This window comes from Streptomyces sp. H39-S7 (assembly GCF_027158205.1).
Taxonomy (GTDB): domain Bacteria; phylum Actinomycetota; class Actinomycetes; order Streptomycetales; family Streptomycetaceae; genus Actinacidiphila.
On record NZ_JAPVLU010000006.1, the window covers coordinates 57545 to 83505 of the forward strand.

The window sequence follows — 25961 nt, forward strand, 5'->3', positions numbered from 1 at the left end:
TGCAAGGTTCACGGTGCTGGTACTGGCCGCAGGCCAGACCGCGGCGAGCGGCTTGTGAGCCTGCAGCACCCGGGCGCCTTTGGGTGCCGGAGGCGAGGCCGTACCGCGCGAGCTGGTGACAGGCTGGCCATCGACAATTGGCTGGGCCTGCAATTGGCCGTCGGCCCAGACCTGGCCGGTGTAGTGATAGCCACCGACCACGTCCGCCTGAGCCAACGGAACGATCATCGACATCGCCGCAACCGTGGCCGTGGCAACGATCCCGCGACGTAGCCGAGCCCGTGTTCGGACATCGGTGAACAAACGCACGTTGGAACGCACTTCGCAGACCCCCCAGCCCACCCCGGCAGCCCGTGTAGGGCTGCCCACTCGTGAGGCAGGTGCGCCGCCACGATCCCCGGAACCGTATTGCCACACCTGTGCGAACCGCAATAGCCTTTCTCGGCATCCCCATAAGTCACACCAGTCACATCAGCCCCACGCAGGGGCACTGTCACTGGGACAGAGGAGGATGCGGGGGCTCGGAAGCAACACCACCAATGCGGCTGCTCAGCCGCACCGCCCGGCACGGCATCTCCGTGGATGGGTAAATCTTTACCCTAGAAAGGGGTAATCGTGGGGGGTTCCATCAGCGCGCGCCGATTCAGGCGCCGCAATCCGATCCGACTGGCAACACTGACCGCAGTCAGCGGCCTCGTCCTGTCCCTGGCCGGTCCGGCCCTGGCGGACGACGTACCGCCGTCCGTCCCGGCCGATACGGCCACCGCCCCGCCACTGACACCCGGCGGACCCATGCAGGCGGCATTGCTGCAGGCCAAGGCGACCGGCAAGCCCGTCGTGGTCGAGTCGCTGACGACCCCGACCGAGCAGACCGTCGCCAACCCCGACGGCACGTTGGCGACCACCAACAACCTGCAGGCCGTCCGGGTGAAGAAGAACAACACCTGGGCCGCGGTCGACGCCACCTTGGGCCGTAACGGCGACGGCACCTACTCCCCCGCCGCCACCCCGGCCGGGGTCGCCCTGTCCGGTGGAGGAAGCGGCCCGCTGGCCACCCTCACCGACGCCGGCGGACACCGCCTGGCCCTGACCTTCCCCACCACCCTGCCCACACCCACCGTCAGCGGCGACACCGCCCTGTACGCGAACGTGCTGCCCGGCGTAGACCTGGAAGCATCCGTCAGCGACCAGGGCGCCTTCAGCGAAGTACTGATCGTCCGCAACGCGACAGCCGCCGCAAACCCCGCGCTGAAAACCTTGCGTCTGGCCACCAGCACCCAGGGGTTGACACTGGCTGCTGACGCCCAAGGCCGCCTGTCCGCCACCACCGCCGACGGCACCGCGGCCTACACCAGCCCCGCACCGATCATGTGGGACTCCTCCACCGCCACCGCAGCACCAGCCGGCACCAAATCCGCCGCCGCCCGCACGACTGCCGCCGCCGCCGACACGACGCCGGCCGCCTCCTCCACGGACGGCCCGGGTGCCGGAGCCCAGGTACAGCCGGTCGCACTGACCGCGACCGCGGGCGCTGTCACGCTCACCCCCGACGCCGGACTGCTCACCGGGGCGACCACCAAGTACCCGGTGTTCATCGACCCGACCGTCAGCCCGGTCTCCAGTGGCACCAACCACTACGCCGAAGCCCAGGAAGGCTGCCCGAACGCGCCGCAGTGGGACACCCCGCAGAAGTACGGCGGCGAAGGCATCGGCTACCAGCACTTCTCTTCGACCTGTTTCGGACTGGAGCGCTCGTTCTTCGAGCTGAACACCAGCAACCTGCACTCGAACATGGTCATCTCCAAGTCCACCCTGGTCCTGGCCGAGGTCGACGGCGCGGACGGCGGATGCTCCAACACCTGGCCCGTCACCCTGTACCCGACAGCAGACATCAACACCTCCCAGTTCGTAGGTAAGTTGACCTGGAACAACCAGCCCAGTGTCGGCGGTGCCCTCGGCACGCAGAATGTCGCCAGCGCCAGCGTCAACGCCGGCTGCGGAACCCGATACGTCAACTTCGACGTCACCGCAGGCATCCGAGGCAACGCCGCCATCGACAAGGACACCTGGGCGTTCTCGCTGCGCGGAAACGAGTCCAAGTACGACACGAACTACGGGTTCATGCGCTTCAACAGCAACCCGTACATCGTCACCGTCTTCGACATCCCCCCAGCCGCGCCCAGCGGACCCAGCACCGACCCCGACAGCCAGAACCCCGCGGGGGCCGCGTGCGGTGGCGGCCCTGACGGCTGGATCGGCAAGACGACCCTGGCCGGCACCAACAACGACATCACCCTCAGCGCCACCCTCACCACCCCCATGTCCGGAGTGAACCTGCAGGCCCAGTACGCCATGTGGGACAACATGCTCCCCCAGGCCAACGGCAACGCCACCGTCATCAACCCTCCACTTACCGCAGGCTATGCCTCCGGCACCAAGGTCCACCACAACCTCGGTTTCGCCGCCCAGGACGGACATCAGTACGGGTGGGGTGTCCGCGCCTGGGACGGCACCCTGTACGGCCCCTGGACCACTAGCTGCCACTTCAAAACCGACCTCACCCCGCCCACCCAGGCCGCCTTCACCGACTCAGCAGACTTCCCGCCCCTGGGCAGCGGCACCGCACCAACCAAGCACGCCGGCGACCCCGACCTCACCATCCACGTCACCAGCACCGACCCCATGCCCGCCGGACCCTGCGCACCCGTAGCCTGCGTCCGCAGTGACATCCGCAAGTTCGAATGGTCCCTGGACACGCCCATCGGGCCCACCGGTGCGGACGCCGGGCACATAAAGGGCGTCTCCCCGGATGCCACCGGCTTCGCCCAAGCCGACATCCCGATCAGCGTCACCGCGCAGCAATGGGGGACGCACACGCTGTACGTCCAGGCCGTCGACGGAGCCGGCAACGCCGACCCCTCTACCTACAGCTTCTACGCACCGTGGAATCCCGCCACCAAGGTCACCGCTGGTGACCTCACCGGGGACGGCATTCCCGACCTGATCGCCCCCTCCAAGGGAGGTGACCTGCTGCTGCTGCCCGGCAACACCGACGCCGCCGCCGCCCCGGTGATCTCCTCCACCGCCGCAACCAGCCCCGAGGCCGAGGCTTCCACCGGTTGGGACAAGTTCCTGATCACCCACCGCGGCAGTACCGCCCAGTCCGGGGTGGACGACCTGTTCGCCTACAGCACCGTCACCCACCAGATGTACATCTACCGCAACGACGCAGAGACCAGCACCACCGGGGCGGCAGGGCACTTCAGCAACACCAACGGCCGCATCCCGCTCACCGAAAAGCCCACCTGCAACCCGGGATCCACCTGCACGGGCTACGACACCACCTGGGGAACGGTCAGCCAGATCCTCGCCCCCGGAAGCTTCGACAACGGCTCCGGACTCGCCGATCTGATCACCATGGAGGGCGGCAAGCTCTGGTACTACCCCGGCACCTCCAAACCCGGATCCCACCTCAAGCAGGCCCTCCTCCTGGGCAGCGGTGACTGGTCCAACACAACACTGATCGCCCCCGGCACCGTCGACGGCGCCCCCACCCTGTGGGCCCGCGACAACATCACCGGCACCCTCCACACCTACCCCCTCACCTTCGACGGCAACGGCCTGCCCACCACCGTGCTCACCGCACCAGCCCACCGCGCCCTGGTCTCCGCCATCGCGGTCACGGGTGGTGGCACGGTGTGCGCCGATGTCGCCAAGGCATCGACCGCGAACAACACCAAGATCCAGATCTACCCGTGCAACGGCTCCGATGCCCAGCAGATGACCCTCGGCACCGACAACACCGTGCGGGTCCTCGGTAAGTGCCTGGACATCACCAACGGCGGAACCGCCTCGGGAACCCCGATCCAGCTCTACACCTGCAACGGCACCGCCGCCCAGAAGTGGAAGCCCGGACCCACCGGATCCCTGATCAACCCGCAGTCCAACCTCTGCCTCGCCGACCCCGCCAGCAGCACCACCGCCGGCACGCAACTCATCCTCTACGCCTGCCTCACCGGCCGAGCCGACCAGAACTGGACCGGCAGCGCCACCGGCACCCTCCTTGCCCAAGCCCCGATCCTGCCCATCGGCCTGGACAACAGCACCTATCCCACCATCGCCTCGCCCGGCGACACCAACAACATCGCCACGGGCGCTTCCGGCGGCCCGGACGGCAACCCGGACCTGTACGCCACCACCAGCAACGGCCAGATCCTCGAACACCCCGGCACGGCCGCGACGTCAGGTATCGCGCAGTTCGCCACACCGGTGCCGCTGGGCTACCTCCACCAGCCCACCGACTGGTGGAAACTCACCAACACCAACAACACCGTGCGCCCCGCCAACAACCTCACCGTCAACAGCGGAGCCACCTTCACCACCGACCCCAACCGCGGCACCGTGCTGCACCTCAACGGCACCACCGGCGACGCCGCAACCGCAGTCCCGGTCCTGGACACCTCCGCCGGCTACACCGTCTCGGCCTGGGTCAACATGACCAACACCACCACCTACAACACCGCCGTCGGCCAAGCGAGCAGCGCCGGCACCGGCGTCGACTCCTTCTACCTGCAGTACTCCAAGGGATACAACGCCTGGGCGTTCATCTCACCCGCCAGCGACAGCACCAGCCCCGGCACCTATCCCGGCGCCGTCGCCTCCACCCCACCGGCCCTCAACACCTGGACCCACCTCGTCGGCGTCTACAACGCCACCACCCACACCATGAACCTCTACATCAACGGAAACCTCGCCGGAACCGGAACCAACACCACCGCCTGGAACGCCACCGGCCCCCTCCACATCGGCAGCGCTGGCACCAGCAACTACTTCCCCGGCAACATCAGCAACGTCCAAACCTTCAACACCGCCCTCACCCCCGCCGCAGTCGCCGCCCTCAACCACGACCAACCCACCCCCACCCAACTCAGCTAACACACCACCAACACCCACCCAGGGGCGGCCGGAGCACCGGCCGCCCCCTGAACGTTTGGGGTGGGTGCCCAAGAGCTGTAGGAGTCGCTAGCACCTGTGGGACTTTTCTGGGACTTCCAGCCGCATCAACGGGCAGGACCGTGAAACAGCCGAAAGATCATCCGCGCAGGTCAGCACCTCACAGCCACCCATCCCAGCAGGTCAAAGACCAGCCGAGTCTCTTCCGCGACATCTGACCGACGCGTGCCGCATCCCTTCTCAGCCGCACCCGTACGGATTCACCGGGCGCCGGCCGAGTCGCGACACTTCAGGAGAGGAAGCGAGACAGACCCCATGAGGATCCTTCTCACCAGCATTTTCGTCGACGACCAGGCCGAAGCCGAGCGCTTCTACACGGAGATCCTCGGCTTCGTGAAGAAGCACGACGTCCCGATGGGTGAGGAGACCCGGTGGCTGACCGTCGTATCGGCCGATGAGCCCGGCGGCACCGAACTCCTCCTCGAACCCGCCGGGCATCCGGCCGTCAGGCCCTATCGGGACGCGCTCGTCAAGGACGGCATCCCGCTCGCCCAGTTCACCGTCGACGACGTGCGGGCGGAGTACCGGCGGCTGCGCGGCCTCGGCGTCCGCTTCACCCAGGAGCCCCTGGAGATGGGACCGGTCACCACCGCCGTCTTCGACGACACGTGCGGCAACCTGATCCAGATCGCGACACAGCCGCGATAGACCACCGGCCGCGCTGACGTCGCGGCCCGCATCCTTCCGCGGCATCCGAGCGAGCGGCAGGTCCTCAGGCCCGGCAAGCACTCCCGAGGGAGTGCTTGCCGGGCCTGTTGTCGCCGGGCCCGCGCTTCGACGTTCCTGACACCGCCTGACAGCCGTGCGCGGCCGTCGTCAGTGGGCTGTCCGCGGACTGTCAGCGCGGCTCGGCATCGTCATGGTCATCGAGAACGACGAGGACCTGACGAGGAGCTGTTGAGCATGGGGTACGCGATCCGGGCCGAGGGTCTGGTCAAGAAGTACGGCGACTTCACCGCCCTGGACGGCGTCGACCTGGAGGTGCCCGCCGGCAAGGTCGTCGGGGTGCTGGGGCCCAACGGCGCCGGCAAGACCACCACAGTGCGCATCCTGGCCACGCTGCTGCGCCCCGACGCCGGGCACGCCACCATCGGCGGCCACGACATCGCCACGGACCCGGTCAGGGTCCGGCAGCTGATCGGGCTGACCGGTCAGTTCGCCTCGGTGGACGAGACCCTGTCCGGCACCGAGAACCTGGTGCTCATCGGCCGGCTGCTCGGGCTGTCCCGGCGCGACGCGAAGGCGCGGGCCGCCGAACTCCTGGAGGACTTCTCCCTCACCGAGGCGGCCCGCAAGTCCATCGCCACCTTCTCCGGCGGTATGCGGCGGCGCCTGGACCTGGCCGCCTCCCTGGTCGGACGGCCGCAGGTGCTCTTCCTGGACGAGCCCACCACCGGCCTGGACCCGCACGCCCGGCAGGAGGTATGGAAGGTCATCCGGCAGTTGGTCGCGGACGGCTCCACAGTGCTGCTGACCACCCAGTACCTCGAAGAGGCCGACCAGCTGGCCGACTCCATCACCGTCTTCGACAAGGGCCGCAAGGTCGCCGAGGGCCGGCCCGGTGAGCTCAAGCGCCGGGTCGGCGGCCAGATCCTCCAGGTCCGGCCCGCCATGGCGGCCGATGTGCCGCAGGTGGCGCACCTGCTCGCCGAGTTGTCCGGCCACTCCCCCGCGCAGGACTCCGGCGTGCTGACCGTCCCGGCCGACGACCCGCTGCTCGTCGCCGCGGTCGCCCGCCGTCTGGACGGCGCCGGCATCACCGCCGACGAGCTGGGCCTGCGACTGCCCAGCCTCGACGAGGTCTTCCTCGCCCTGACCGGACACGCGCCCGCCGCCGAGGAACAGCCCGTCGTCACCGAGGACCAGCCCGCCGCCGTCTGAGCCCGGCTCCCCCGTTCCGCGCACACCACCTTCCCGAGAGGACCCCGTCATGAGCACCCAGCCCCTCAGCGCCCCCGCCGAACTCGCCGGCCGTATCGGCCTCGCGCGGACCGCCCAGTACAGCCTCGCCCTCGCCGGCCGGGGCGTCACCAAGTTCATGAAGTCGCCGATGCAGCTGATCGACGTGATCCTCACGCCGATCATCAGCCTGCTGATGTTCATCTACCTGTTCGGGGACGCGATGTCAGGCGGTGACACCCACAGCTATCTGCAGCACGTCACCCCGGGCGTCATGGTCATGGCCGTCTTCCAGGCCAGCATCGGTGTCGGCGCCTCGCTCAGCGCGGACGCCAGTACCGGGATCTTCGACCGGTTCCGCAGCATGCCGATCGCCCGCTCCAGTCCGCTGATCGGCGCCGTCCTCGCCGACATCGTCCGCTACGTCGCCTGCCTGGGCACGCTGGTCGTCCTCGCCCTGGTCATGGGATACCGCGTCGAGAACAACCCGGTCGCCTCGCTCGCCGCGTTCGCCCTGCTCATCGGCTTCGCGCTGAGCTTCTCCTGGATCTCGGTGTTCCTCGGGATGCTGATCAAGAACCCCACCTCCGTGCAGGGCCTGATGACCATCCTGATCCTGCCGCTCACCTTCGCCAGCAACGTCTTCGTCTCCGACAACAAGATGGCCCCCTGGCTCCAGGCGTGGTCCGACATCAACCCCGTCTCCCTGGTGGCCGACGCGGTCCGCGGCCTGCTCAACGGCGGCCCGGTCGCCGACTCGCTGCTCGGCAGCCTCGCCTGGATGGCCGGAGTGATCGTGATCTTCTTCCCGCTGGCCATGCGGGCCTACCGCAAGAACGCCGGATGATCCTCCGGTGACAAGCCCGGCCGGGCGGAGTCCGCACCACGGGGGTGCGCGGACCCCGCCCGGTCGTCCACATGTCGCCGCGGGGCTCCTCAGCTCCGCGGCACCGCCCGTAGGGTCTCCGCCTCCAGCCAGCGCAGCGCGTCGTCGCGGGAGTACGCGGCCCCCTCCTCGTACGCCTTCCGGAAGCCGGCGTCGCCCAGCGTCGCCACGATGCGGTCGACCAGCTCGCGCCACTCCGGCTCACCGTGGTCGAAGGCACCGCGCATCACCTGGCTCATGCCCAGGGACCTGGCGCCGTCCTCGGGAGCCCCCTCGAGTGTCCGCAGCCCGCCCAGCAGTTCCGCCACCCAGGCGAGCGCGGCGCCCGCGCCCTGGCCGAACAGGGCGCCGGCCGCCTCCGGCAGCAGGGCCCGGGCCCGCTCGGCGTCCCCCTCGGCGAGGCGGTTCTCGATACGGGTGCTGACGATCAGGTCGCGGGCCAGCCCCCGCAGGGAGGGCCGCCGGGCGCTCAGCGCTTCGAGACGGTCGAGCGTCGCGTCGGACTGCGCCAGGTCACCGGCCCTGCGGTGCACATTGGCCAGGCCCACCAGGATGTTGGCCTCCAGCCGCAACTGCCCGCGCTCGCGGGCCTGCCGGTGCGCGGCGCGCAGATCGCGGAAGGCGCCCTCCAGGTCGCCGCTGCGGCGGCGCTCCCGGGCGAGTCTGGCCTTGCTGAGGTAGAGGTAGTCCTCGGTGCCGAGTTCGGAGCTGAGGGCCACCGTCCGTTCGAAGGTGGCGATGGCCTGGGGGTACTCGCCGCGCAGGGAGTGGTCGCGGCCGATCGGGAACAGGCTCATCACCAGCCCCCAGCGGTCGCCCACCTCCTCGAAGCCGCGCAGCGCCTCGATCCGGGACGCGGCGCCGGTGACCAGGTCGCCCTGTTCGGTGAGGGCGAAGTCCCGGGCCAGGTGGGCGCCGGCCCGGACCCACGGGTCGGGCGAGTCGAGGGGGTCCTGGTCCGCGCTCCCGCCCGGCCCCGCCGCGGGCGGGAAGGACGCCTGGGACATCCGCAGGAGCAGCACGGCCGGGTGGAACTCCCGCGCGGTCGCCGATTCGCCGTCCGCGGGCGGGCGTTCACCGCTCCGTACCGCTCCGCCCGGCCCGGCGGTCTCCGCCGGATAGGTGTCGAGCTGGGTGCTCATCCCCCTGATCCCCCAGTACCAGAACATCGCCCGTCCGAAGCGCGCGGCGAGCTCCGCCTCCCGGGCGTCGGCGACCGAGCGCAGCGCGAGGACGAGGTTGTCGTGCTCGGCGTCGAAGACCTCGATCGCGTGCAGTTGCTCGCGGGTGCGCAGGCGGGGTTCGTGTTCCTCCGCGAGGGCCAGGAAGTACGCGGCATAGCGCGCGGTGACCTGCGCGGACTCGGCGTCCGTGAGCTGCCGCTCCGCGTACGCCCGTACCGTCTCCAGCATCCGGTAGCGCGGTTCGCCGGCCCCTTCGTCGACGGTGTGGACCAGCGACTTCTCGACCAGGGCGTCCAGGACGTACGGGATGTCGGCGGCCGGGAGCGACGGGTCGGCGCAGACCGCTTCGAGCGCGGGGACGGTCGCGCCGCCCGGGAACACCGACAGTCTGCGGGCGAGGATCCGCTCGGGTTCGTCGAGCAGGTCCCAGCTCCACTCGACGAGCGCGAGCAGGGTGCGCTGGCGGGGCAGGGCGGTGCGGCTGCCCGAGGCGAGGAGGCGGAAGCGGTCGTCGAGGCGGCGGGCGATCTGCTCGACGCTCATCGAGCGGAGCTTCGCCGCGGCCAGTTCGAGGGCGAGCGGCATCCCGTCGAGCCGTCGGCAGACCTCGACCACGGCGTCGAGGGTCGAGTCGTCGAGTGCGAAGTCCGGCCGGACACCGGCGGCCCGGTCGACGAAGAGCCGGACGGCGGGCGACTGGGCGGCCTCGGCGGGCTCCGGCGCTCCCATCGGTATGTCGAGGGGGCCGAGGTGGCACAGGGCCTCGCCGGTGATGGCGAGGGCCTCGCGGCTGGTGGCGAGGATCCGCAACTCCGGCAGCTGGTCCAGGAGTTCTGCCGTGAGCTCCGCGGCCGCCTCGACGAGGTGCTCGCAGTTGTCGAGCAGCAGCAGGGCGTCGCCGCTGCCGAGGAGTCCGGCCATCCGCTCGACGGGAGTGGCCCGCTGCCCCTGGCCCGCGTCGTAGAGGCGGCCGTCGGTGGAGCTGAGGGCGCCGAGCACCGCGTCGGCCAGCTGGTCCGGGGCGCTCACCCCGGCGAGCGGCACGAACCAGACCCGGCCGCGTGCGTGGGCGCGGTCCCGGGTGGCCGCTTCGAGGGAGAGCCGGGTCTTGCCCGCACCGCCGGGGCCGACGATGGTGACGAGCCGGCCGCGTTCCAACTGCGCGGCGAGACCGTCCAGTTCCGTGTCCCGTCCCACGAAGCTCGTCAGCCGGGCCGGGAGGCGGCTCGGAACGGCCTCGGCCCGCTCGGCGGGCGTCTCCAGCTCGCCGCGCAGCAGCTCCAGGTGGATCTCCCGCAGTTCGGCCGTCGGATCGACGCCGAGTTCGTCGCCGAGCCGCGCGCGTATCGCCTCGTACACCGCGAGGGCGTCGGACTGCCGGCCGGCCGCGGACAGCGCCCGCATCCGCAGCCCGGCGACCCGCTCGCTCAACGGCCGCTCGGCGCCCGCCGCTTCGAGGTCGGCCAGCACCTCCCCGTGCCTTCCGAGCCGCAGCTCGGCGTCGCACCGGTCCTCGGCCGCCGCAGTCCGCAGATCGTCGAGGCGGGTCGCGACGGGCCCGGCGAACGGGGCGTCGAGGACATCGGCCAGCGCCCCGCCCCGCCACAGCCCGAGCGCCGTTGCGAGCAGCGCGGCCGCCTCGCCGGCCCGGCCGGCCGCGAGAGCCCGCCTGCCGCGGGCGGCCAGCTCCTCGAAGCGGTGGACGTCCACGTCCTCGGGCCGCACCGAGAGCCGGTAGCCGCCCGACGCGGACTCCAGCGCCGCCGACCCGCCCAGCGCCCTGCGCAGCCGGGACACCAGCGCCTGCAGCGCGTTGGCCGCGAAGGCGGGCGGTTCCTCCCCCCACAGGCCGTCGACGAGCGAGTCGACGGACACCGTCCTGCCCTCCTCGAGGGCGAGCCTGGCGAGGAGCATCCGCAGCCGGACACCGCCCACCTCGACCGGCGTCACCTCGTCGGCGTACACCTGAACCGGTCCCAGCAGCACTACGCGGACCACCGCGGCCTCCCCTTCTGCGCCGACCGGCCCCGCCGTGTCGATCATCGTTCAACGCCGGCCAGCATCACCCACGCGACGCCCCCGGTAAAGGGCCACCGGGCTGTGACCTGCGCGAGGAACGCTCCGGCCGTCAGTTCCCGGAAGCCTCGGCGGCGATGAACCCGCGCAGTGCCGCCGCGAGGGCCGCCGGCTGGTCCACCGGGATGAGGGTGCGGCAGTCCGGGATCTCGACGAGCCGGCCCTGCGGCAGCAGGTCCGCGAGCCGGCGGCCGTGGGCCCGGGGCATCATCCGGTCGTCCTCGGCCCACACGACCAGCGCGGGCCGGTCGAACTTCTTCAGACGTTCGGCCGCTTCGAGCATGGCGCCCTTGCGGGCGCTGCGGAGGTAGCGCCGCAGGTCGGCCCGGATCGCCCGGTCGGCGAGCAGCGGCCGGAGCCAGTCGTCGAGCATCTCGTGCGGCACGCCGTGCACGGACATCGGACGGAACCCGATCGGCAGCCCGCGCAGCGCCCGCAGGTTCATCAGGTGGGCGAGCACGTACACGCCGCCGGGGACGCGGCTCACGGCGGTCAGCATCTTGCCGCCGGCTCCCGGCGGGTAGTTCTCGAACGCCTCGCCGGAGGTGATGACCAGCCGGCCGATCCGCTCCGGCCGTTCACCGGCCAGTACCTGGGCGTGACCGGAGTCGTTCTCGACCAGCGTCACCCCGTCCAGCCCCAGCCGCTCCAGGAACTCCCCGACCAGCAGGGCCACCGAGCGCAGTGACAGCTCGGCCTCCGGCCGCATCGGACGAACGTGGCCGCCGGTCGGCAGGTCGGGGATCACGCAGCGGTGGTCGGCCCGCAGATCGTCGACGACCCGCTTCCACACCGACCCGTTCTGCCCGAGCCCGTGCAGCAGGACCACGACCGGTCCCGGCCCCCCGGTGTCCTCGAAGTCGATGGTCCCGGCGGTGAGTTCGATCTCGGACACGTGATCCCCCAAGCGGGTCGGCAACCGATCCGATCGACCGTATCGCGCCCCTGCCGAGCCCACAGGAGGCCCGGTGCGCTCCAGGATGCGACCTGTAACATAGTAATGTGAAATTGCACTGATGGATGAGTTTGCCACCACTGGCCGACCGGTGTCCGAAGGAGCTCTTCGATGAACGGAACCCCCGCCCGACCGCATACGGGAAGTCATGACCTGCCCACCTCACCGGCGTTGGACGCCTTCATGGGCACCGGCTGGGCCGCCTCCCCACTGCCGGCCGGCACCCGCGTCCCCGCCTCGCACCTCACCCCGGCCCGCCGTGACCGGCTCTCCGCGCGCTTCCCCGGCGAACGGCTCGTCGTCCCCGCCGGGCAGCTCAAGGTCCGCTCCAACGACGACGACCACCGCTTCCGCCCGCACAGCGCGTACGCCTGGCTCACCGGCCTGACCGGCGAGGACCAGCCGGGCAACGTCCTGGTCCTGGAACCGGACGGCCCCTCGGGGCACGAGGCCGTGCTGTACCTGCGGCCGCGCTCACCGCGCAGCGAGCCCGGGTTCTACCGCGACCGCCGCTACGGGGAGTTCTGGGTCGGGCGCCGCCCCGACCTCGCGGAGGCCGAGCGGATGACCGGCCTCCGGTGCGAGCACCTGGACGGCTTCGGCGCGCTGCCGCCGGGCCGCGACGCCGCCACGGACGCCGAACTCGCGAGCGTGCTCTCGGAGTTGCGGCTGGTGAAGGACGCGTGGGAGGTCGGCCAGCTGCAAGAGGCCGTGGACCACACGGTCACCGGCTTCGAGGACGCCGTACGGTCCCTGCCGCGCGCCCTGCGGCACGCGCGCGGCGAACGCTGGATCGCGGGGACGTTCGACCGGCGCGCCCGCGCCGAGGGCAACGGCACCGGGTACGACACCATCGCCGCCTCCGGCGCGCACGCCTGCGTCCTGCACTGGACCCGCAACGACGGCCCGCTCGACCCCGCCGAACTGCTGCTGCTCGACGCGGGCGTGGAGACCGACACCCTCTACACCGCCGACGTCACCCGCACCCTGCCGCTGTCCGGCACCTTCTCCCCCGTCCAACGGCAGCTGTACGAGCTGGTGCTGGCCGCGCAGAGCGCCGGCATCGCGGCGCTCGAACCCGGCGCCCGCTTCCGGGACTTCCACCTGGCCGCGATGCGCGTCATCGCCGAAGGGCTCGCCGACTGGGGTGTGCTGCGCGTCTCCGCCGACGAGGCGCTGGCCGAGGACAGCGGCCTCTACCGCCGCTACACGCTGTGCGGCAGCGGCCACATGCTCGGCCTGGACGTCCACGACTGCGCCCAGGCCCGCGCCGAGACCTATCTCGACGGGGTCCTGGAGGAGGGCCACGTCCTCACCGTCGAACCGGGCCTGTACCTCCAACCCGACGACGAGACACTGCCGCTGGAGCTGCGCGGCATCGGCATCCGGATCGAGGACGACCTGGTGATCACGCCCGACGGAGCCCGGCTGATGTCGGGGGCGCTGCCGCGTGATGTGGCGGGCATCGAGGCGTGGATGGGCAAACTGCTCGGCTGAGTGGCCGGCCGGTAGCCCCGCAAGGCTGCCGGCTTACGCCCTGCCGAGCTTGCGCTTCAGCACCGGTTCCGGCTGAGCCGCGGGCGACTCCTCCTTGCCCACCGCCCACAGCGACCGCACATGCCCGAGGTGGCGGGCCATGCACTCCTCGGCCGCCTCGGCGTCGCCGGTGATCATCAGGTCGAGCAGCTCGAGGTGCTCCTCGGCCGACGACACCAGCTCGCCGCGCTCGTCCAGCCGCGTCAGCCCGTACAGCCGCGACCGCTTGCGGAGGTCGCCGACGGCCTCGACCAGCCGCTCGTTGCCGGCCAGTCCGAGGAGGGTGAGGTGGAAGCGGCGGTCGGCCTCCAGGTAGCCGATGAGATCGTGCGCCCGGGCGGCGGCCACGATCTCCTCGGCGACCGGCCGCAGTTCCTCCAACTGCTCGGGAGTGGCGGTGCGGGTGACCCGGCCGACCGTGGGGACCTCGATGAGGGCGCGGATCTCGGTGTACTGGTCGAGGTCGCGCTCGTTCATCTCGGTGACGCGGAACCCCTTGTTGCGCACCGGTTCGACCAGGCCCTCACGCGCCAGGTCGAGCATCGCCTCCCGCACCGGCGTCGCGGAGATGCCGAAGTCCGCGGCGAGGGCGGGCGCCGAGTAGACGACGCCGGGGCGCAGTTCACCGGCGATGAGCGCGGCCCGCAGGGCGTGGCCCACCTGATCGCGCAGCCGCTCCTGCGCCGTGATCAGGTTGCGCTGCTTCAGGTCGCCCATCGCTGTTCCTCCGTCATCCCGCGGAGCTCCAGCGTACAATGTCACGTTGCTTTCGAGACCCGGAAGACTGCGGCGGCCACCGCGAGGTCCTGCCACGCCATGCCGGTCCCCTTGAAGAGGCGCGGACGGCCCGCTTCGGGACGCAGCCGGCCCGCGACGAGGTCGGCGAGAGTGCCCGCGAGCTCTTCCGGCCGGTAGGCGCCCTCCGCGATCGGGACCAGGATGTCCCCCGCCTCGCGCAGCGCGGCCGACCGCGCCTCGACGACGACGGTGGCCCGGGTCACCAGCGCGGTGTCGGTCTCGCGGGCCGTCGGCTCGTGCGAGCCGACGGCGATCACGGTCGTGTGCCCCGCGACGGTGCGCCCGTCGAAGAGCGGGGTGCGGGCGGTGGTGCAGCAGATCACCAGGTCGGCGCCGGCCACCGCCTCGGGACCGCCGATGACGGCGTCCACTCCGAGCGTGCGCGCGTGGGCCGCCAGTGCCCGCGCGGGCTCGGGCCTGCGGGCGACCACGGTGAGCCGGGTCAGCGGCCGCACCGCGAGCGCCGCCGCCAGGTGCCCGTACGCCTGCGGTCCGGCGCCGAACAGTACGAGGTGCGAGGCGTCGGGCACGGCGAGGCGGCGGATCGCGACGGCGGACACCGCCGGGGTGCGCAGCGAAGTGAGGGCGGGTCCGTCGAGCAGCGCGACCGGCTCCAGGGTGCCGCCGTCGAGGAGGAGGTAGCTGCCGGTGATCCTGGGCAGTCCGCGGGCCGGATTGCCCGGCGCCACCCCGGCGATCTTCACGCCGGCGAAGTCGTCGGTGGCGGCGGGCATCAGCAGCAGCTCGCCGGCCGGAACGGGGACGCCGGTGCGCGGCGGCCCGCTCTCCGGGTCGAGCCCGCCGAGCAGGGCGGCCTCGACGGCGTCCGCCGCGTCGGCGGGCCCGAGGAGCCGCCCGATGGCGGCGGCGTCGAGGTGGAGCAGCGTCACAGCGGTGGTCCCGTTCCCGGAAGGTCGTCGGCTCAGTGCCCCCTGCGCCCGACCGTACCCGCCGGGGGCGATCAGAGCAGGAACCCGCCGGGGAAGGGGTCGGACGGGTCGAGGAAGTACTGGGCGGTGCCGGTGATCCAGGCGCGGCCGGTCACGGTGGGCACCACGGCCGGGAGCCCGCCGACCGTGGTCTCCTCGACGAGCCGGCCGGTGAAGGACGTGCCGATGAAGGACTCGTTGACGAAGTCCGTGTGCAGCGGGAGTTCGCCGCGCGCGTGCAGCTGCGCCATGCGCGCCGAGGTGCCGGTGCCGCACGGCGAGCGGTCGAACCAGCCGGGGTGGATGGCCATCGCGTGCCGGGACAGCCGGGCGTCGGAGCCGGGGGCGATCAGCTGGACGTGTTTGACGCCGTTGATGTCCGGGTCCTCGGGGTGCACCGGCCGGTCCGCCGCGTTGATGGCCTCCATGACGGCCAGCCCGGCGGCGAGGAGGTCGTTCTTGCGCTCGCGGTCGAAGGGCAGTCCGAGGTCGGCCAGCGGCAGCATCGCGTAGAAGTTGCCCCCGTAGGCGAGGTCGTAGGTGAGCGTCCCGTGGCCGGGCACGTCCACCTTGAGGTCCAGCCCGGCCGAGAACGCCGGGACGTTCCGGAGGGTGACGGCGGTGGCCTGCCCGTCCTGGACCTGGACGTCGACGGTGACGAGCCCGGCGGGGGTGTCCAGCCGGACGGTGGTGACCGGTTCGGTGACCGGCACCATCCCGGTCTCGACGAGGACGGTGGCGACGCCGATGGTGCCGTGCCCGCACATCGGCAGGTAACCGGAGACCTCGATGTACAGCACCCCGTAATCCGCGTCGGGGCGGGTCGGCGGCTGCAGGATCGCGCCGCTCATCGACGCGTGCCCGCGCGGCTCGTACATCAGCAGCGTGCGCACCCGGTCGTGGTGCTCCATGAAGTACAGCCGGCGCTCGGCCATCGTGGCGCCGGGGATGACGCCCACGCCGCCGGTGATGACGCGGGTCGGCATGCCCTCGGTGTGCGAGTCGACGGCGTGGTAGCTGTTCCGGCTGCGCAAGGGGTCCTCCTTCTCGTAGGCGTTCTCGTCGGTGTTCTCGTGGGTGTTCTCGTGGGTGTTCTGGTGGGTCAGCCGAGGCCTTCGGCCATCGCCTTCTCGGTCGCGGCGCGTACGGCGGTCTCGATGTCGGCCGGGAGCGCGAAGCGCGGCGGCCGGACCGGGCCGCCGGGCCGGCCGACGAGGTCCATCGACACCTTGATGGCCTGGACGAACTCGGGCTTGGAGTCCCAGCGCAGCAGCGGGTGCAGCGCGCGGTAGAGCGGCACGGCGGTGTCGAGGTCGCCGGTGAGCGCCGCCCGGTACAGGGTCACGCAGGCCTCGGGGAACGCGTTGGGGTAGCCCGCGATCCAGCCGACGGCGCCCGCGATGCCGAGTTCGAGCAGGACGTCGTCGGCGCCGACCAGCACGTCGAGTCCGGGGGCGAGTTCGGCGATCTCGTAGGCCCGGCGGACATCGCCGGTGAACTCCTTGACCGCGACGATGCTGCCCTCGTTGTAGAGCTCGGCGAGCAGGTGCGGGGTGAGGTCGACCTTGGTGTCGTACGGGTTGTTGTAGGCGACGACCGGCAGCCCGGCCCTGGCCACCTCGGCGTAGTGCGCGCGCACCGCCCGCTCGTCGGCGCGGTAGGCGTTGGGCGGCAGCAGCAGGACGGACCCGGCGCCGGCCTCTGCGGCCTGTTCGGCCCAACGGCGGGCCTCGGCACTGCCGTAGGCGGCGACGCCGGGCATGACGCGGTCCCCGTCGCCCGCCGCCTCGACGGCGGTGCGGACCACGTGGGCCCGCTCGTCGTCGGTGAGGGTCTGGTACTCACCCAGGGAGCCGTTGGGCACGACACCGTCGCAGCCGGACCCGATGAGCCAGGCGACGTGCTCGGCGTAGGCGTCGTGGTCCACGCGCAGGTCGTCGTGGAAGGGGAGGGCGGTGGCGACCATGATGCCGTGCCAGGGCTGGTCGCGGGGCGGGGGGTTCGCGGTCACGGTGGTTCTCCCTTAGTGAGGTGTGACATTTTACTGTGCGCTACAGGGCCACCACAAGGGGCGCGCCGGCGGGAGTCCTACGGTTCCTCCGGGGGCCGGGCGGCCGGTTCCAGCAGGGCGGCCAGCGGGACGGGACAGGAGAGCGGGCGCCGGTCCGGGCCCGCTCCGGCGCTCGCGACCGCTTCGCCAACCGCTTCGGCATCGGTGCCGGCGCCTGCCAGGCAGTCGACCGCGGGGCCGCACATCCGGCCCTGGCACCAGCCCATCCCCGCGCGGGTGAACAGCTTGACGGTACGGGCGTCGCGGGCGCCGAGATCGCCGACCGCCGCACGGACCTCGCCCGCCGAGACCTCCTCGCAGCGGCACACGTCGGTGTCGTCGCCCAGCCAGTCCGGCCAGCCGGGACCCGGCCGGTGGGCGGCGGCCATGACCGCCGCGAAGGCCCGCAGCCGCGTCCGGGCACGGCGCAGCGCGCCGGCCCGCCGGGCGTCGGGGCGTACCGCGGAACGCGAGGCGGCCGCGACGGCCAGGGCCGCCAGTTCTCCCTCGGCGAGCGCGAGTTGCGCGCCGCCCACTCCCCCGGTCTCGCCGGCCGCCCAGACGCCGGGCACCGATGTCCGCTGGTGGTCGTCGAGGGCGAGCGCGTGCGTGCCGTCGGGGGTGCGGCGGGTGGCGCAGCCGAGTCCGGTGGCCAGTTCCAGTTGCGGCACCAGGCCATGGCCCACCGCGAGCGCGTCGCAGGCGATCCGCCGGCCGGTGCCCGGCACCGGGCGCCAGTCGCGGTCCAGCCGGGAGACGGTCACGGCCTCGACCCGGTCGGTGCCGTGCGCCTCCGTCACCGCGCTGCGGGTGCGCGGGCGCAGGCCGTGGCGCAGCAGGGCCGCGCCGTGGACCGCGCCTTCGAGGAGCTTGCCGGGGTTGGCGGCCAGCGACCGGGGACTCCTGGCGTACGCGCCGTAGGCGGCCGCCTCGACGACGGCGGCCACCTCGGCGCCCGCGGCGGCCAGCGAGCCGGCGACCGCCAGCAGCAGCGGACCGCTGCCCGCGACGACGATGCGCCGGCCGGGCAGCACCAGGCCGGACTTGAGCATCGCCTGGGCACCGCCCGCCCCGACCACCCCGGGCAGCGTCCAGCCGGGGAACGGCAGCTGGCGCTCGTAGGAGCCGGTGGCCAGCAGCACCGCGCGTGACGTCACGGCCGCCCGGCCCTGTTCCGGCCCGTCGGGACCGGTGACGGCGTGCGCCGTCCACACCGCCGGGCCGGTGGGTTCCACGGTCCAGACGTGGTGGCGGGTGAGGTGGCGGACCCCGCCCGTCGCGGTGTGCGCGTCGAGCCGTCGCCGCAGCGCGGCGAAGGCGGCCCAGCCGTGGTGCAGCGCCTCGGGGCGCGCGGCGCCCAGTTCGGGCGCGGGGTGGCGGTAGTACTGGCCGCCGGGGGCGGCCGCCGCGTCGAGCAGGGCGACGCTCAGTCCGAGGTCGGCCGCGGTCACGGCGGCGGCGAGCCCGGCGGGGCCGGCCCCGATGACCGCGAGGTCGTACGCGGCAGGTTCGGGAGGCTCAGACGGCGAGGTCGGCACGGCCGTGGCCCTCCTGGGTGGTGACGAGGTCGCCGGGGCGCGCCGGAACCAGGCAGGCCCGCTGGTTGGGCACGCCGTTGACGGTGGCGAGGCAGTCGTAGCAGGAGCCGATGCCGCAGAAGGCGCCGCGTGGGCGGCCGTTCACCCGGGTCGTGCGCCAGGCGAGGATGCCCGCCGACCACAGCGCCGCGGCGACGGTCTGGCCCGGCAGCGCGGACACGGCGCGGCCGTCCATCCTGATCTCGAACGACGGCCCGGGGGTGGCCCCGGCCAGCTCGACGGGGTCACGCGCCATCGTGTGGTCCTTTCGGATCCGTCGCGCCGAAAAAGCGGTCGGGCCGGAACGGTGCCAGGTCCAGCGCGGGCCGCTCGCCCCGGATCGCGGCGGCGACCAGCAGCCCGGTCGCCGGGGCGAGTCCGATACCGGCGCCCTCGTGGCCGCAGGCGTGGAAGAGGCCGGGAGCGCGCGGATCGGGCCCGATCGCGGGCAGATGGTCCGGCAGGTAGGGCCGGAAGCCGTGGTAGGCGCGCATCACCCGGACCCCGGCCAGCACCGGGAAGAGCGCGGCCGCACCGGCCGCGAGCCGGCGCAGCACCTCGACCCGCAGCGTCCTGTTGAAGCCCACCCGCTCCCGGCTCGCCCCGATGAGCACCGGCCCGGAGGGCGTGCCCTCGACCACGGGCGAGGTCTGCAGGGCCGCGGAGCCGCTGGCCACGTCGGCGACGTAGTCGGCGGCGTAGACCTTGTGCCGGACGAGCCGGGGCAGTGGTTCCGTGACGAGGACGAAGCCGCGCCGGGGCATGACCGGCAGTTCCACCCCCGCCAGCGCGGCGAGTTCGCCGCCCCAGGTCCCGGCCGCGTTGACCACGGCGGGTGCCCGCAGCTCGCCGCGGTTCGTGCACACGCCTCGGACGATGCCACCGGGGCCGGTCAGGATCGCGGTGACCTCCTCGCCGAGGCGCAGCAGCGCGCCGTCGCGCCGGGCGGCGCGCAGCAGGTGGGCGGCGGCGAGGGCGGGCTGGACCTGGGCGTCCTGCGGGTAGTGGAAGGCGCCGGCGAGGCCGGGCGCCAGGTGGGGTTCGACGTCGTGCAGCCGGTCCCCCGGGATCCGCGCCACGGTGACGCCGGCCGCCGACTGGCGGGCCGCGAAGGTGCTGAGGGCGTCCAGGCGGGCCTCGTCGGACGCTACGACGAGGCCCCCCTTCGACTCGAACTCGATCTCCGGTGGGAGGTCGTCGGCGAGCTCGCGCCAGAGCCTGGTGGACAGCAGCGCGAGGTCGAGTTCAGCGCCGGGCTCCTTGTCGGAGACCAGCAGATTGCCTTCACCGGCGCCCGTGGTGCCGCCCGCGACGGAGCCGCGGTCGACCACGGCGACGGACAGTCCGGACCGGGAGGCGTAGTAGGCGCAGGCCGCGCCGACCACCCCGGCCCCGACGATGACGACGTCCAGCGAGTGTCTCGTGGGCACGACAGTAATATGTCACATGGCTTAGGCGCTGCCAAGGGATCACCCGCACGCACGAGCGCGGTGTTCACGACAGGACGGCGATCCCGTCGAGTTCCACCATCGCCTCCTCGTCCCAGAGCCGGACTACCCCGACGACCGCCATCGCCGGGTAGTCGCGGCCGGCCAACGCCCGCCACAGCCGCCCGAGTTCGGGGGCGTGCTCCCGGTAGGCGGCGACGTCGGTGGTGTGCACGGTGATCCGGGCGAGGTCGGCCGGACCGCCGCCCGCGGCGGCCAGCGCCGCCAGCAGGTTGCCGAGCGCCACCTCGAACTGCGCGGGCAGCGTGTCGCCGACGACCTTGCCCGCCGGGTCGAGTGCGGTCTGGCCGGCCAGGAAGACCATCGTGCGGCCGGTCGCGGTGACGGCGTGGCTGAAGCCGGTGGGCGGCGACAGCTCGCCCGGGTTGATGCGCCGCAGGCTCATCGGTACAGCTCCTTCGCGATGATGGTGCGCTGGACCTCGGTGGCCCCTTCATAGATACGCGGCGCCCGCACTTCGCGGTAGAGGTGCTCGAGCAGGTGTCCGCGCTCCAGAGCGCGGGCCCCGTGGATCTGGACCGCCCGGTCCACCGCGAACTGCGCCGTCTCCGTCGCGTACAGCTTCGCCATCGCCGACCGCTTCGCGATGTCGGGCGCCCCGCTGTCGTACGCCTCCGCGGCGGCGTAGACGAGCAGCCGCGCGGCCTCGGTGCGGGTCGCCGTCTCGGCGAGCGCGTGGGACACGGCCTGCAGGTCCTTCAGCGGCCCGCCGAAGGCGGTGCGCCCGCCCGCGTGCTCGGTGGCGGCGTCGAGCGCGGCCTGCGCCATACCGACGGCGAACGCGCCGACGCTGGGCCGGAACAGGTTCAGGGTGTCCATCGCGACGCGGAAGCCCCGGCCGGGCTCCCCCAGCAGATCGCCGGCGCCGATCGGAACGCCGTCGAAGGCGAGCCGTCCGATCGGGTGCGGGGAGAGCATGTCCAGGTGCTCGCCGGAGAGCCCCGGCCGGTCGGCGGGGACAAGGAACGCCGTCACCCCGCGCGACCCCGCGCCCGGCGTGGTGCGGGCGAAGACCGTGTAGAAGTCGGCCTGCGGGGCGTTGGAGATCCAGCACTTCTCGCCGGTCAGCCGCCATCCCGACCCGTCCGGCTCGGCGGCCAGCTCCAGCGCCGCCGCGTCGGAGCCGGCGGCGGGCTCGGTCAGCGCGAAGGCGGCGACCGCCCGGCCCGCCACGACCTCCGGGATCCAGCGGGCGGCCAGCTCCGCGCTGTGCAGCACCGGGTGCGCGCCGAGGCCCTGCAGGGCGAGGGCGGTCTCGGCCTCGGTGCACTCGCGGGCCAGCGACTCCCGCAGCAGGCACAGGTCCATCGCCGAGACGCGGCCACCGGGCGGGAAGACTCGCGCCAACAGGCCGAGTTCGCCCAGTTCCGCGAGCAACGGGCGGTTGACCCGGCCGGGTTCGCCCGCCTCGGCCAGCGGCCGCAGCCGGCTCGCCGCCAGCGAGCGGACCTCGGCGCACCACTTCAGTTGTTCCGGGTCGAGAGCGAACGAGGGCATCGGCGCCTCCAAGCGGTATCGCGTACCGTTGACTGTCGTCAGCAACACGTTACGCTGAATTCGTCCGCTCTCAGGTGCCAACGAAGGCGGTACCGCCATGGACCTGCTGCCCTCCGCCCACGTGGACACCTTCGCGCGCGACCACCTCCCGCCACGTGACCAGTGGCCGGAACTCGCCTTCGAGCTGCCCGCGCTGCACTACCCCGACCGGCTCAACTGCGCGGCCGAACTGCTGGCCGGCGGCAGCCCCGACACCCCGTGCCTGCGCACCCCCGGCGGCGAGGTCTGGTCCTACGGCGATCTGAACGCCGCCGCCGGCCGCATCGCGCACGTGCTGGCCGACGACCTCGGGGTGCGGCCCGGCAACCGGGTCCTGCTGCGCGGGCCGACCACCCCCTGGCTGGTGGCCTGCTGGTTCGCGGTGCTCAAGGCGGGCGCGGTGGCCGTGACCGTCCTGGCCGCGCAGCGTGCCGGAGAGCTCGCGACGATCTGCGACATCGCGGCCGTCCGGCACGCGCTGTGCGACCTGCGGTCGGTGGACGACCTGGCCAAGGCCGAGATCCCCGGCCTGCGCGTCACCACCTACGGCGGCGAGGCGCCCGAGGACCTGCTGCGGCGGGCGGCCGGCAAGCCGGACCGCTTCCCCGACGTCGCCACCTCGTCCGACGACGTCGCGCTCATCGCCTTCACCTCGGGGACCACCGGCCGCCCCAAGGGCTGTATGCACTTCCACCGCGATGTAATGGCCATCGCCGACACGTTCTCCGCCGAGGTGCTGCGTCCGTGCGCCGACGACGTCTTCGCGGGCAGCCCGCCGCTCGGCTTCACCTTCGGCCTCGGCGGGCTGGTGATCTTCCCGATGCGCGTCGGGGCCTCCAGCGTGCTGCTGGAGCAGGCCGGACCCGAACAGTTGCTGGCGGCCGTCGCCCGGCACCGGGTGAGCGTGCTGTTCACGGCGCCGACGGCGTACCGGGCGATGCTCGGACACCTCCAGGGCGACGGTGCTCCGTTCAACGTCTCGTCGCTGCGGCGGTGCGTGTCGGCGGGCGAGAACCTGCCCGCCGCCACCTGGCAGGCCTGGTACGACCGCACGGGCCTGCGCATCATCAACGGCATCGGCGCCACCGAACTGCTGCACATCTTCATCTCCGCCGCCGACGACGCCATCCGCCCCGGCACCACCGGCCTGCCGGTGCCCGGCTACCGGGCGCGGATCGTCGACACCGCCGGGGAGCCGCTCCCCGACGGCGAACCGGGGCTGCTCGCGGTGCGCGGCCCGACCGGCTGCCGCTACCTCGCCGACGAGCGCCAGACCGTGTACGTGCGGGACGGCTGGAACCTCACCGGCGACACCTACGTCCGCGAACCCGACGGCTACTTCCGCTACGTCGCCCGCGCCGACAACATGATCATCTCGGCGGGCTACAACATCGCGGGGCCGGAGGTCGAGGAGGCGCTGCTGCGCCATCCGGACGTCAGCGAGGCGGCCGTCATCGGCGTCGAGGACGAGGAGCGCGGTCAGATCGTCCGGGCCTACGTCGTCCTGCGCGACGGCGTACCGCGCGGCGCGGAGACGGTCGGGGTGCTCCGGGACTTCGCCAAGGGCGTGATCGTGCCCTACAAGTGCCCGCGCGACATCGTCTTCCTGGACGCCCTGCCCCGCACCCCCACCGGGAAGCTGCAGCGCTTCCGGCTGCGCGACCTAAAATGATCAGGTGACCGAGCACACCCCCAGTTCGCTGATCGTGACCTTCTTCGGCGCCTACGGACGCGCGGAGATGGACGGCCGGGTACCGGTCGCCGCCCTCATCCGGCTGATGGGCGCGGTGGACGTCGACCCGCAGTCGGTCCGCTCCGCCGTCTCCCGGCTCAAGCGGCGCGAGCTGCTGGTCCCCGACCGCGTCGGCGGCGCCACGTTCATCGTCGAGATGCGGGAGGACGTCTGGCGTACGCGCTCTCCGACGACGCCCGCCAGCTCCTCGCCGACGGCGACCGCCGTATCTACGGCGGCCCCGGGCCCGCCGACGAGGATGCCGACGGCTCCTGGGTGCTCGCCGTCTTCTCCGTCCCCGAGACCGAGCGCCACAAGCGGCACCTGCTGCGCTCCCGGCTGGCCCGGCTCGGCTTCGGCAGCGCCGCGCCCGGCGTCTGGATAGCGCCGGCGCACGTCGGGGAAGAGGCCCGCCACACCCTGCGCCGCCTCGAACTCGACCCCTACGTGGACCTCTTCCACGGCACGCACCGGGGCTTCGAACCCACCGCCACCGCCGTCCGCCGCTGGTGGGACCTGGACGCCATAGCCGGCCTCCACCGCACCTTCCTCGACGCCCAGGAGCCGGTGCTCGACCGCTGGTCCGGCCGTCCGGACGTCCCCGCGCGCGAGGCCTTTCCCGACTACCTGCGCGCCCTCGACTCCTGGCGCCACCTCCCCTACGCCGACCCGGGCCTCCCCGCCGCCCTGCTCCCGCCCGACTGGCCGGGCGCCCGCGCCTCGCAGGTCTTCACCGAGCTGCACCAGCGCCTGCACGAAGCGGGCGCGGCCTTCGTCCGGGCGGCGCCCGGGCCCGCCTGAACGAACGGGTGACGTGCTCGACGGGCTCGACGGGCTCGACGGGTGACGTTCGCGGCCGAGCGCGGCACCCGGTCGCGAAGGCCGGGTACCGCGCTCGGTCGTGGCTACGGTCGGTCCGCCGGGGTCACCCCTCGGCCGGCAGCTCGTAGACGTTCTTCGGGGTGACGATGGACGTGACGGCCTTGGCGATGAGGGTGCTCGGCTCGAAGCCGTCGTGCAGGATGTCGGTGTTGAGCAGGATCACCATGGTGGCCTTCTGCTCCGGCAGGTACATCGTCACGCTCTCGTAGCCCGGCAGCGAGCCGTTGTGCCCGATCCAGCCGTGGGTGGTGAACAGGCCCAGCCCGTACCCGGCGCCGTCGAAGTTCGGTACCGGGATGAACTTCTCCCGCTCCGCCTGGGTGGCCCGGGAGAGCAGCGTGCCGGTGGCGACGACCTTGGCCCACTTGCGCAGGTCGTGCAGGTCGGAGATCATCGCGCCGGCCGCCCAGCCCCAGCTGGGGTTCCAGTTCGTCGTGTCGGCGATCGCACCGGTCAGGGTCTGGTTCGTGTACCCGTGCGCGTGCGGCGACGGGAACTCGGCGCCCTTCGGGAACAGCGTGTGCTCCATGTGGGCCGGCTTGGTGACGTGCTCGTGGATGAAGTCGGCGAGCGGCATCCTGCCGATCTTCTCCACCAGCAGACCGAGCAGGATGTAGTTGGTGTTGGAGTACTGGAACTCCGCGCCCGGGGCGAAGACGTTCGGGTGGCGGAAGGCGTAGTCCAGCAGCTCCTGCGGGGTGAACGGGCGGGTCGGGTCGCTGAGCAGGGTGTGGACGAAGTCCGCGTCGGCGCTGTACGAGAACAGGCCGCTGCGCATCTCCAGCAACTGGCGGACGGTGATGTGCCGGCCGTCGGGTACGCCGTGGAGGTAGGCGGCGATCGGCTTGTCCAGCCCGACCAGCCCCCGGTCGACCAGTTCCAGGACGGCGGTGGCGGTGAAGGTCTTGGTCTCGCTGCCGATGCGCATGTTGAGGTCGGGCTTCATCGGCGCGCGGGTGCCCTTTTCGGCGATCCCCGTCGACCGGATGTAGCTGCCCTTGCCGGGCATCCACAGACCGACGGTCACGCCGGGGACGCCGGCCTCCTTGCGGGTGGCCTCGATCGCCTTGTTGAGGCGGGCCACGAGCGCGGGATCCAGTCCATGGGGCGGGCAGTCGTCGGCGTGCGGGTCGGCATGCGGGTCGACGGCGGTGAACGTGGCCCTCGGCGGGGCGGCCTGGGCCGCGGACGAGGCCAGGGTGAGGGGGACCAGCGTGGAGAGGGCGAGGAGGGCGGTGACGAGTCGGCGGGTGGGGGCACGACGCATGACGGGATGCCTCTTCCAGGAGTGGAGGGATCTTGCGAGGCCAAGATCACCCATCGCCCCGGTTCCGGCCCGGCACCCACCGTCACCGCGCGGCAAATCCACCCGGACGGCCCCGGCCCCTCGTGTTCGGCAC

18 protein-coding genes and 1 pseudogene are annotated in these 25961 nt (G+C 72.5%); 7 read left to right on the plus strand and 12 right to left on the minus strand.

Features of this window, described 5'->3' with window-relative positions; all coding sequences use genetic code 11:
* The first annotated feature begins 615 nt into the window (after window positions 1-615).
* The 4 genes from O3X23_RS07615 to O3X23_RS07630 all read left to right on the plus strand — a co-directional run bounded on the left by O3X23_RS07615 (window position 616) and on the right by O3X23_RS07630 (window position 7759).
* On the plus strand, window positions 616-4935 hold the full coding sequence (locus O3X23_RS07615) for a LamG-like jellyroll fold domain-containing protein (RefSeq protein WP_269270423.1): 4320 nt from the start codon (window positions 616-618) through the stop codon (window positions 4933-4935).
* 333 nt (window positions 4936-5268) lie between these two features.
* Complete coding sequence (locus O3X23_RS07620) at window positions 5269-5661, plus strand: VOC family protein (RefSeq protein ID WP_269270424.1); 393 nt, start codon at window positions 5269-5271, stop codon at window positions 5659-5661.
* Between the two features lie 255 nt (window positions 5662-5916).
* Complete coding sequence (locus O3X23_RS07625) at window positions 5917-6894, plus strand: ATP-binding cassette domain-containing protein (protein ID WP_269270425.1); 978 nt, start codon at window positions 5917-5919, stop codon at window positions 6892-6894.
* Window positions 6895-6943: 49 nt separating this feature from the next.
* Complete coding sequence (locus O3X23_RS07630; protein ID WP_269270426.1) at window positions 6944-7759, plus strand: ABC transporter permease; 816 nt, start codon at window positions 6944-6946, stop codon at window positions 7757-7759.
* Between the two features lie 89 nt (window positions 7760-7848).
* Here O3X23_RS07630 and O3X23_RS07635 read toward each other — a convergent pair whose 3' ends face one another.
* Together O3X23_RS07635 and O3X23_RS07640 are read right to left on the minus strand one after the other, a co-directional pair.
* Entirely contained in the window at window positions 7849-10980 is a 3132-nt protein-coding gene (locus tag O3X23_RS07635) for an AfsR/SARP family transcriptional regulator (protein WP_269270427.1), read from the minus strand.
* 130 nt (window positions 10981-11110) lie between these two features.
* Entirely contained in the window at window positions 11111-11953 is an 843-nt protein-coding gene (locus tag O3X23_RS07640; RefSeq protein ID WP_269270428.1) for an alpha/beta fold hydrolase, read from the minus strand.
* A gap of 171 nt (window positions 11954-12124) precedes the next feature.
* Here O3X23_RS07640 and O3X23_RS07645 point away from each other — a divergent pair, with 171 nt between their 5' ends.
* Window positions 12125-13510, plus strand: coding sequence for an aminopeptidase P family protein (locus O3X23_RS07645; protein ID WP_269270429.1), 1386 nt, complete (start codon window positions 12125-12127; stop codon window positions 13508-13510).
* 33 nt (window positions 13511-13543) lie between these two features.
* Here the strand turns inward: O3X23_RS07645 and O3X23_RS07650 are convergent, their stop codons facing one another.
* The 9 genes from O3X23_RS07650 to O3X23_RS07690 all read right to left on the minus strand — a co-directional run bounded on the left by O3X23_RS07650 (window position 13544) and on the right by O3X23_RS07690 (window position 21908).
* Window positions 13544-14266, minus strand: coding sequence for a GntR family transcriptional regulator (locus O3X23_RS07650; protein ID WP_269270430.1), 723 nt, complete (start codon window positions 14264-14266; stop codon window positions 13544-13546).
* Between the two features lie 41 nt (window positions 14267-14307).
* Window positions 14308-15237 (minus strand): ornithine cyclodeaminase family protein, encoded by a 930-nt coding sequence (locus O3X23_RS07655; protein ID WP_443047789.1) that lies wholly within the window; start codon window positions 15235-15237, stop codon window positions 14308-14310.
* Between the two features lie 71 nt (window positions 15238-15308).
* Window positions 15309-16310, minus strand: coding sequence for a proline racemase family protein (locus O3X23_RS07660; RefSeq protein WP_269270431.1), 1002 nt, complete (start codon window positions 16308-16310; stop codon window positions 15309-15311).
* A gap of 68 nt (window positions 16311-16378) precedes the next feature.
* Entirely contained in the window at window positions 16379-17242 is an 864-nt protein-coding gene (locus tag O3X23_RS07665; protein ID WP_269270563.1) for a dihydrodipicolinate synthase family protein, read from the minus strand.
* Between the two features lie 122 nt (window positions 17243-17364).
* The gene (locus O3X23_RS07670; protein ID WP_269270432.1) at window positions 17365-18864 is read right to left on the minus strand and encodes an FAD/NAD(P)-dependent oxidoreductase; all 1500 of its coding nucleotides are present in this window, start codon (window positions 18862-18864) and stop codon (window positions 17365-17367) included.
* Window positions 18845-19159 carry a (2Fe-2S)-binding protein gene (locus O3X23_RS07675; RefSeq protein ID WP_269270433.1) on the minus strand — a complete coding sequence of 105 codons (315 nt, stop codon included), beginning with the start codon at window positions 19157-19159 and terminating at the stop codon, window positions 18845-18847. The genes O3X23_RS07670 and O3X23_RS07675 overlap by 20 nt, the downstream gene beginning before the upstream one ends.
* Window positions 19149-20333: an NAD(P)/FAD-dependent oxidoreductase gene (locus O3X23_RS07680; protein ID WP_269270434.1), complete on the minus strand. Its 1185-nt coding sequence runs from the start codon at window positions 20331-20333 to the stop codon at window positions 19149-19151. Before O3X23_RS07680 ends, O3X23_RS07675 begins: the two co-directional genes overlap by 11 nt.
* Before the next feature lie 64 nt (window positions 20334-20397).
* A complete protein-coding gene (locus O3X23_RS07685; RefSeq protein ID WP_269270435.1) occupies window positions 20398-20796 on the minus strand; it encodes a RidA family protein in 399 nt (132 codons plus the stop codon).
* Entirely contained in the window at window positions 20793-21908 is a 1116-nt protein-coding gene (locus tag O3X23_RS07690) for an acyl-CoA dehydrogenase family protein (RefSeq protein ID WP_269270436.1), read from the minus strand. The genes O3X23_RS07685 and O3X23_RS07690 overlap by 4 nt, the downstream gene beginning before the upstream one ends.
* A 97-nt stretch (window positions 21909-22005) precedes the next feature.
* On the opposite strand from O3X23_RS07690, the gene O3X23_RS07695 reads away from it, so the two are divergent.
* Complete coding sequence (locus O3X23_RS07695; RefSeq protein ID WP_269270437.1) at window positions 22006-23619, plus strand: AMP-binding protein; 1614 nt, start codon at window positions 22006-22008, stop codon at window positions 23617-23619.
* A 4-nt stretch (window positions 23620-23623) separates the two neighbouring features.
* Window positions 23624-24480, plus strand: a pseudogene (locus O3X23_RS07700) (PaaX family transcriptional regulator).
* A gap of 124 nt (window positions 24481-24604) precedes the next feature.
* On the opposite strand, the gene O3X23_RS07705 reads toward O3X23_RS07700, so the two are convergent.
* Complete coding sequence (locus O3X23_RS07705) at window positions 24605-25828, minus strand: serine hydrolase domain-containing protein (protein WP_269270438.1); 1224 nt, start codon at window positions 25826-25828, stop codon at window positions 24605-24607.
* Window positions 25829-25961: the final 133 nt, after the last annotated feature.

Bases quoted from the DNA above. Each gene is read 5' to 3' on its own strand.
- O3X23_RS07620 (WP_269270424.1), top strand. From the start codon at position 5,269: ATGAGGATCCTTCTCACCAGCATTTTCGTCGACGACCAGGCCGAAGCC.
- O3X23_RS07625 (WP_269270425.1), top strand. From the start codon at position 5,917: ATGGGGTACGCGATCCGGGCCGAGGGTCTGGTCAAGAAGTACGGCGAC.
- O3X23_RS07630 (WP_269270426.1), top strand. From the start codon at position 6,944: ATGAGCACCCAGCCCCTCAGCGCCCCCGCCGAACTCGCCGGCCGTATC.
- O3X23_RS07645 (WP_269270429.1), top strand. From the start codon at position 12,125: ATGAACGGAACCCCCGCCCGACCGCATACGGGAAGTCATGACCTGCCC.
- O3X23_RS07650 (WP_269270430.1), bottom strand. From the start codon at position 14,266: ATGGGCGACCTGAAGCAGCGCAACCTGATCACGGCGCAGGAGCGGCTG.
- O3X23_RS07665 (WP_269270563.1), bottom strand. From the start codon at position 17,242: ATGGTCGCCACCGCCCTCCCCTTCCACGACGACCTGCGCGTGGACCAC.
- O3X23_RS07675 (WP_269270433.1), bottom strand. From the start codon at position 19,159: ATGGCGCGTGACCCCGTCGAGCTGGCCGGGGCCACCCCCGGGCCGTCG.
- O3X23_RS07685 (WP_269270435.1), bottom strand. From the start codon at position 20,796: ATGAGCCTGCGGCGCATCAACCCGGGCGAGCTGTCGCCGCCCACCGGC.
- O3X23_RS07690 (WP_269270436.1), bottom strand. From the start codon at position 21,908: ATGCCCTCGTTCGCTCTCGACCCGGAACAACTGAAGTGGTGCGCCGAG.
- O3X23_RS07695 (WP_269270437.1), top strand. From the start codon at position 22,006: ATGGACCTGCTGCCCTCCGCCCACGTGGACACCTTCGCGCGCGACCAC.
- O3X23_RS07705 (WP_269270438.1), bottom strand. From the start codon at position 25,828: ATGCGTCGTGCCCCCACCCGCCGACTCGTCACCGCCCTCCTCGCCCTC.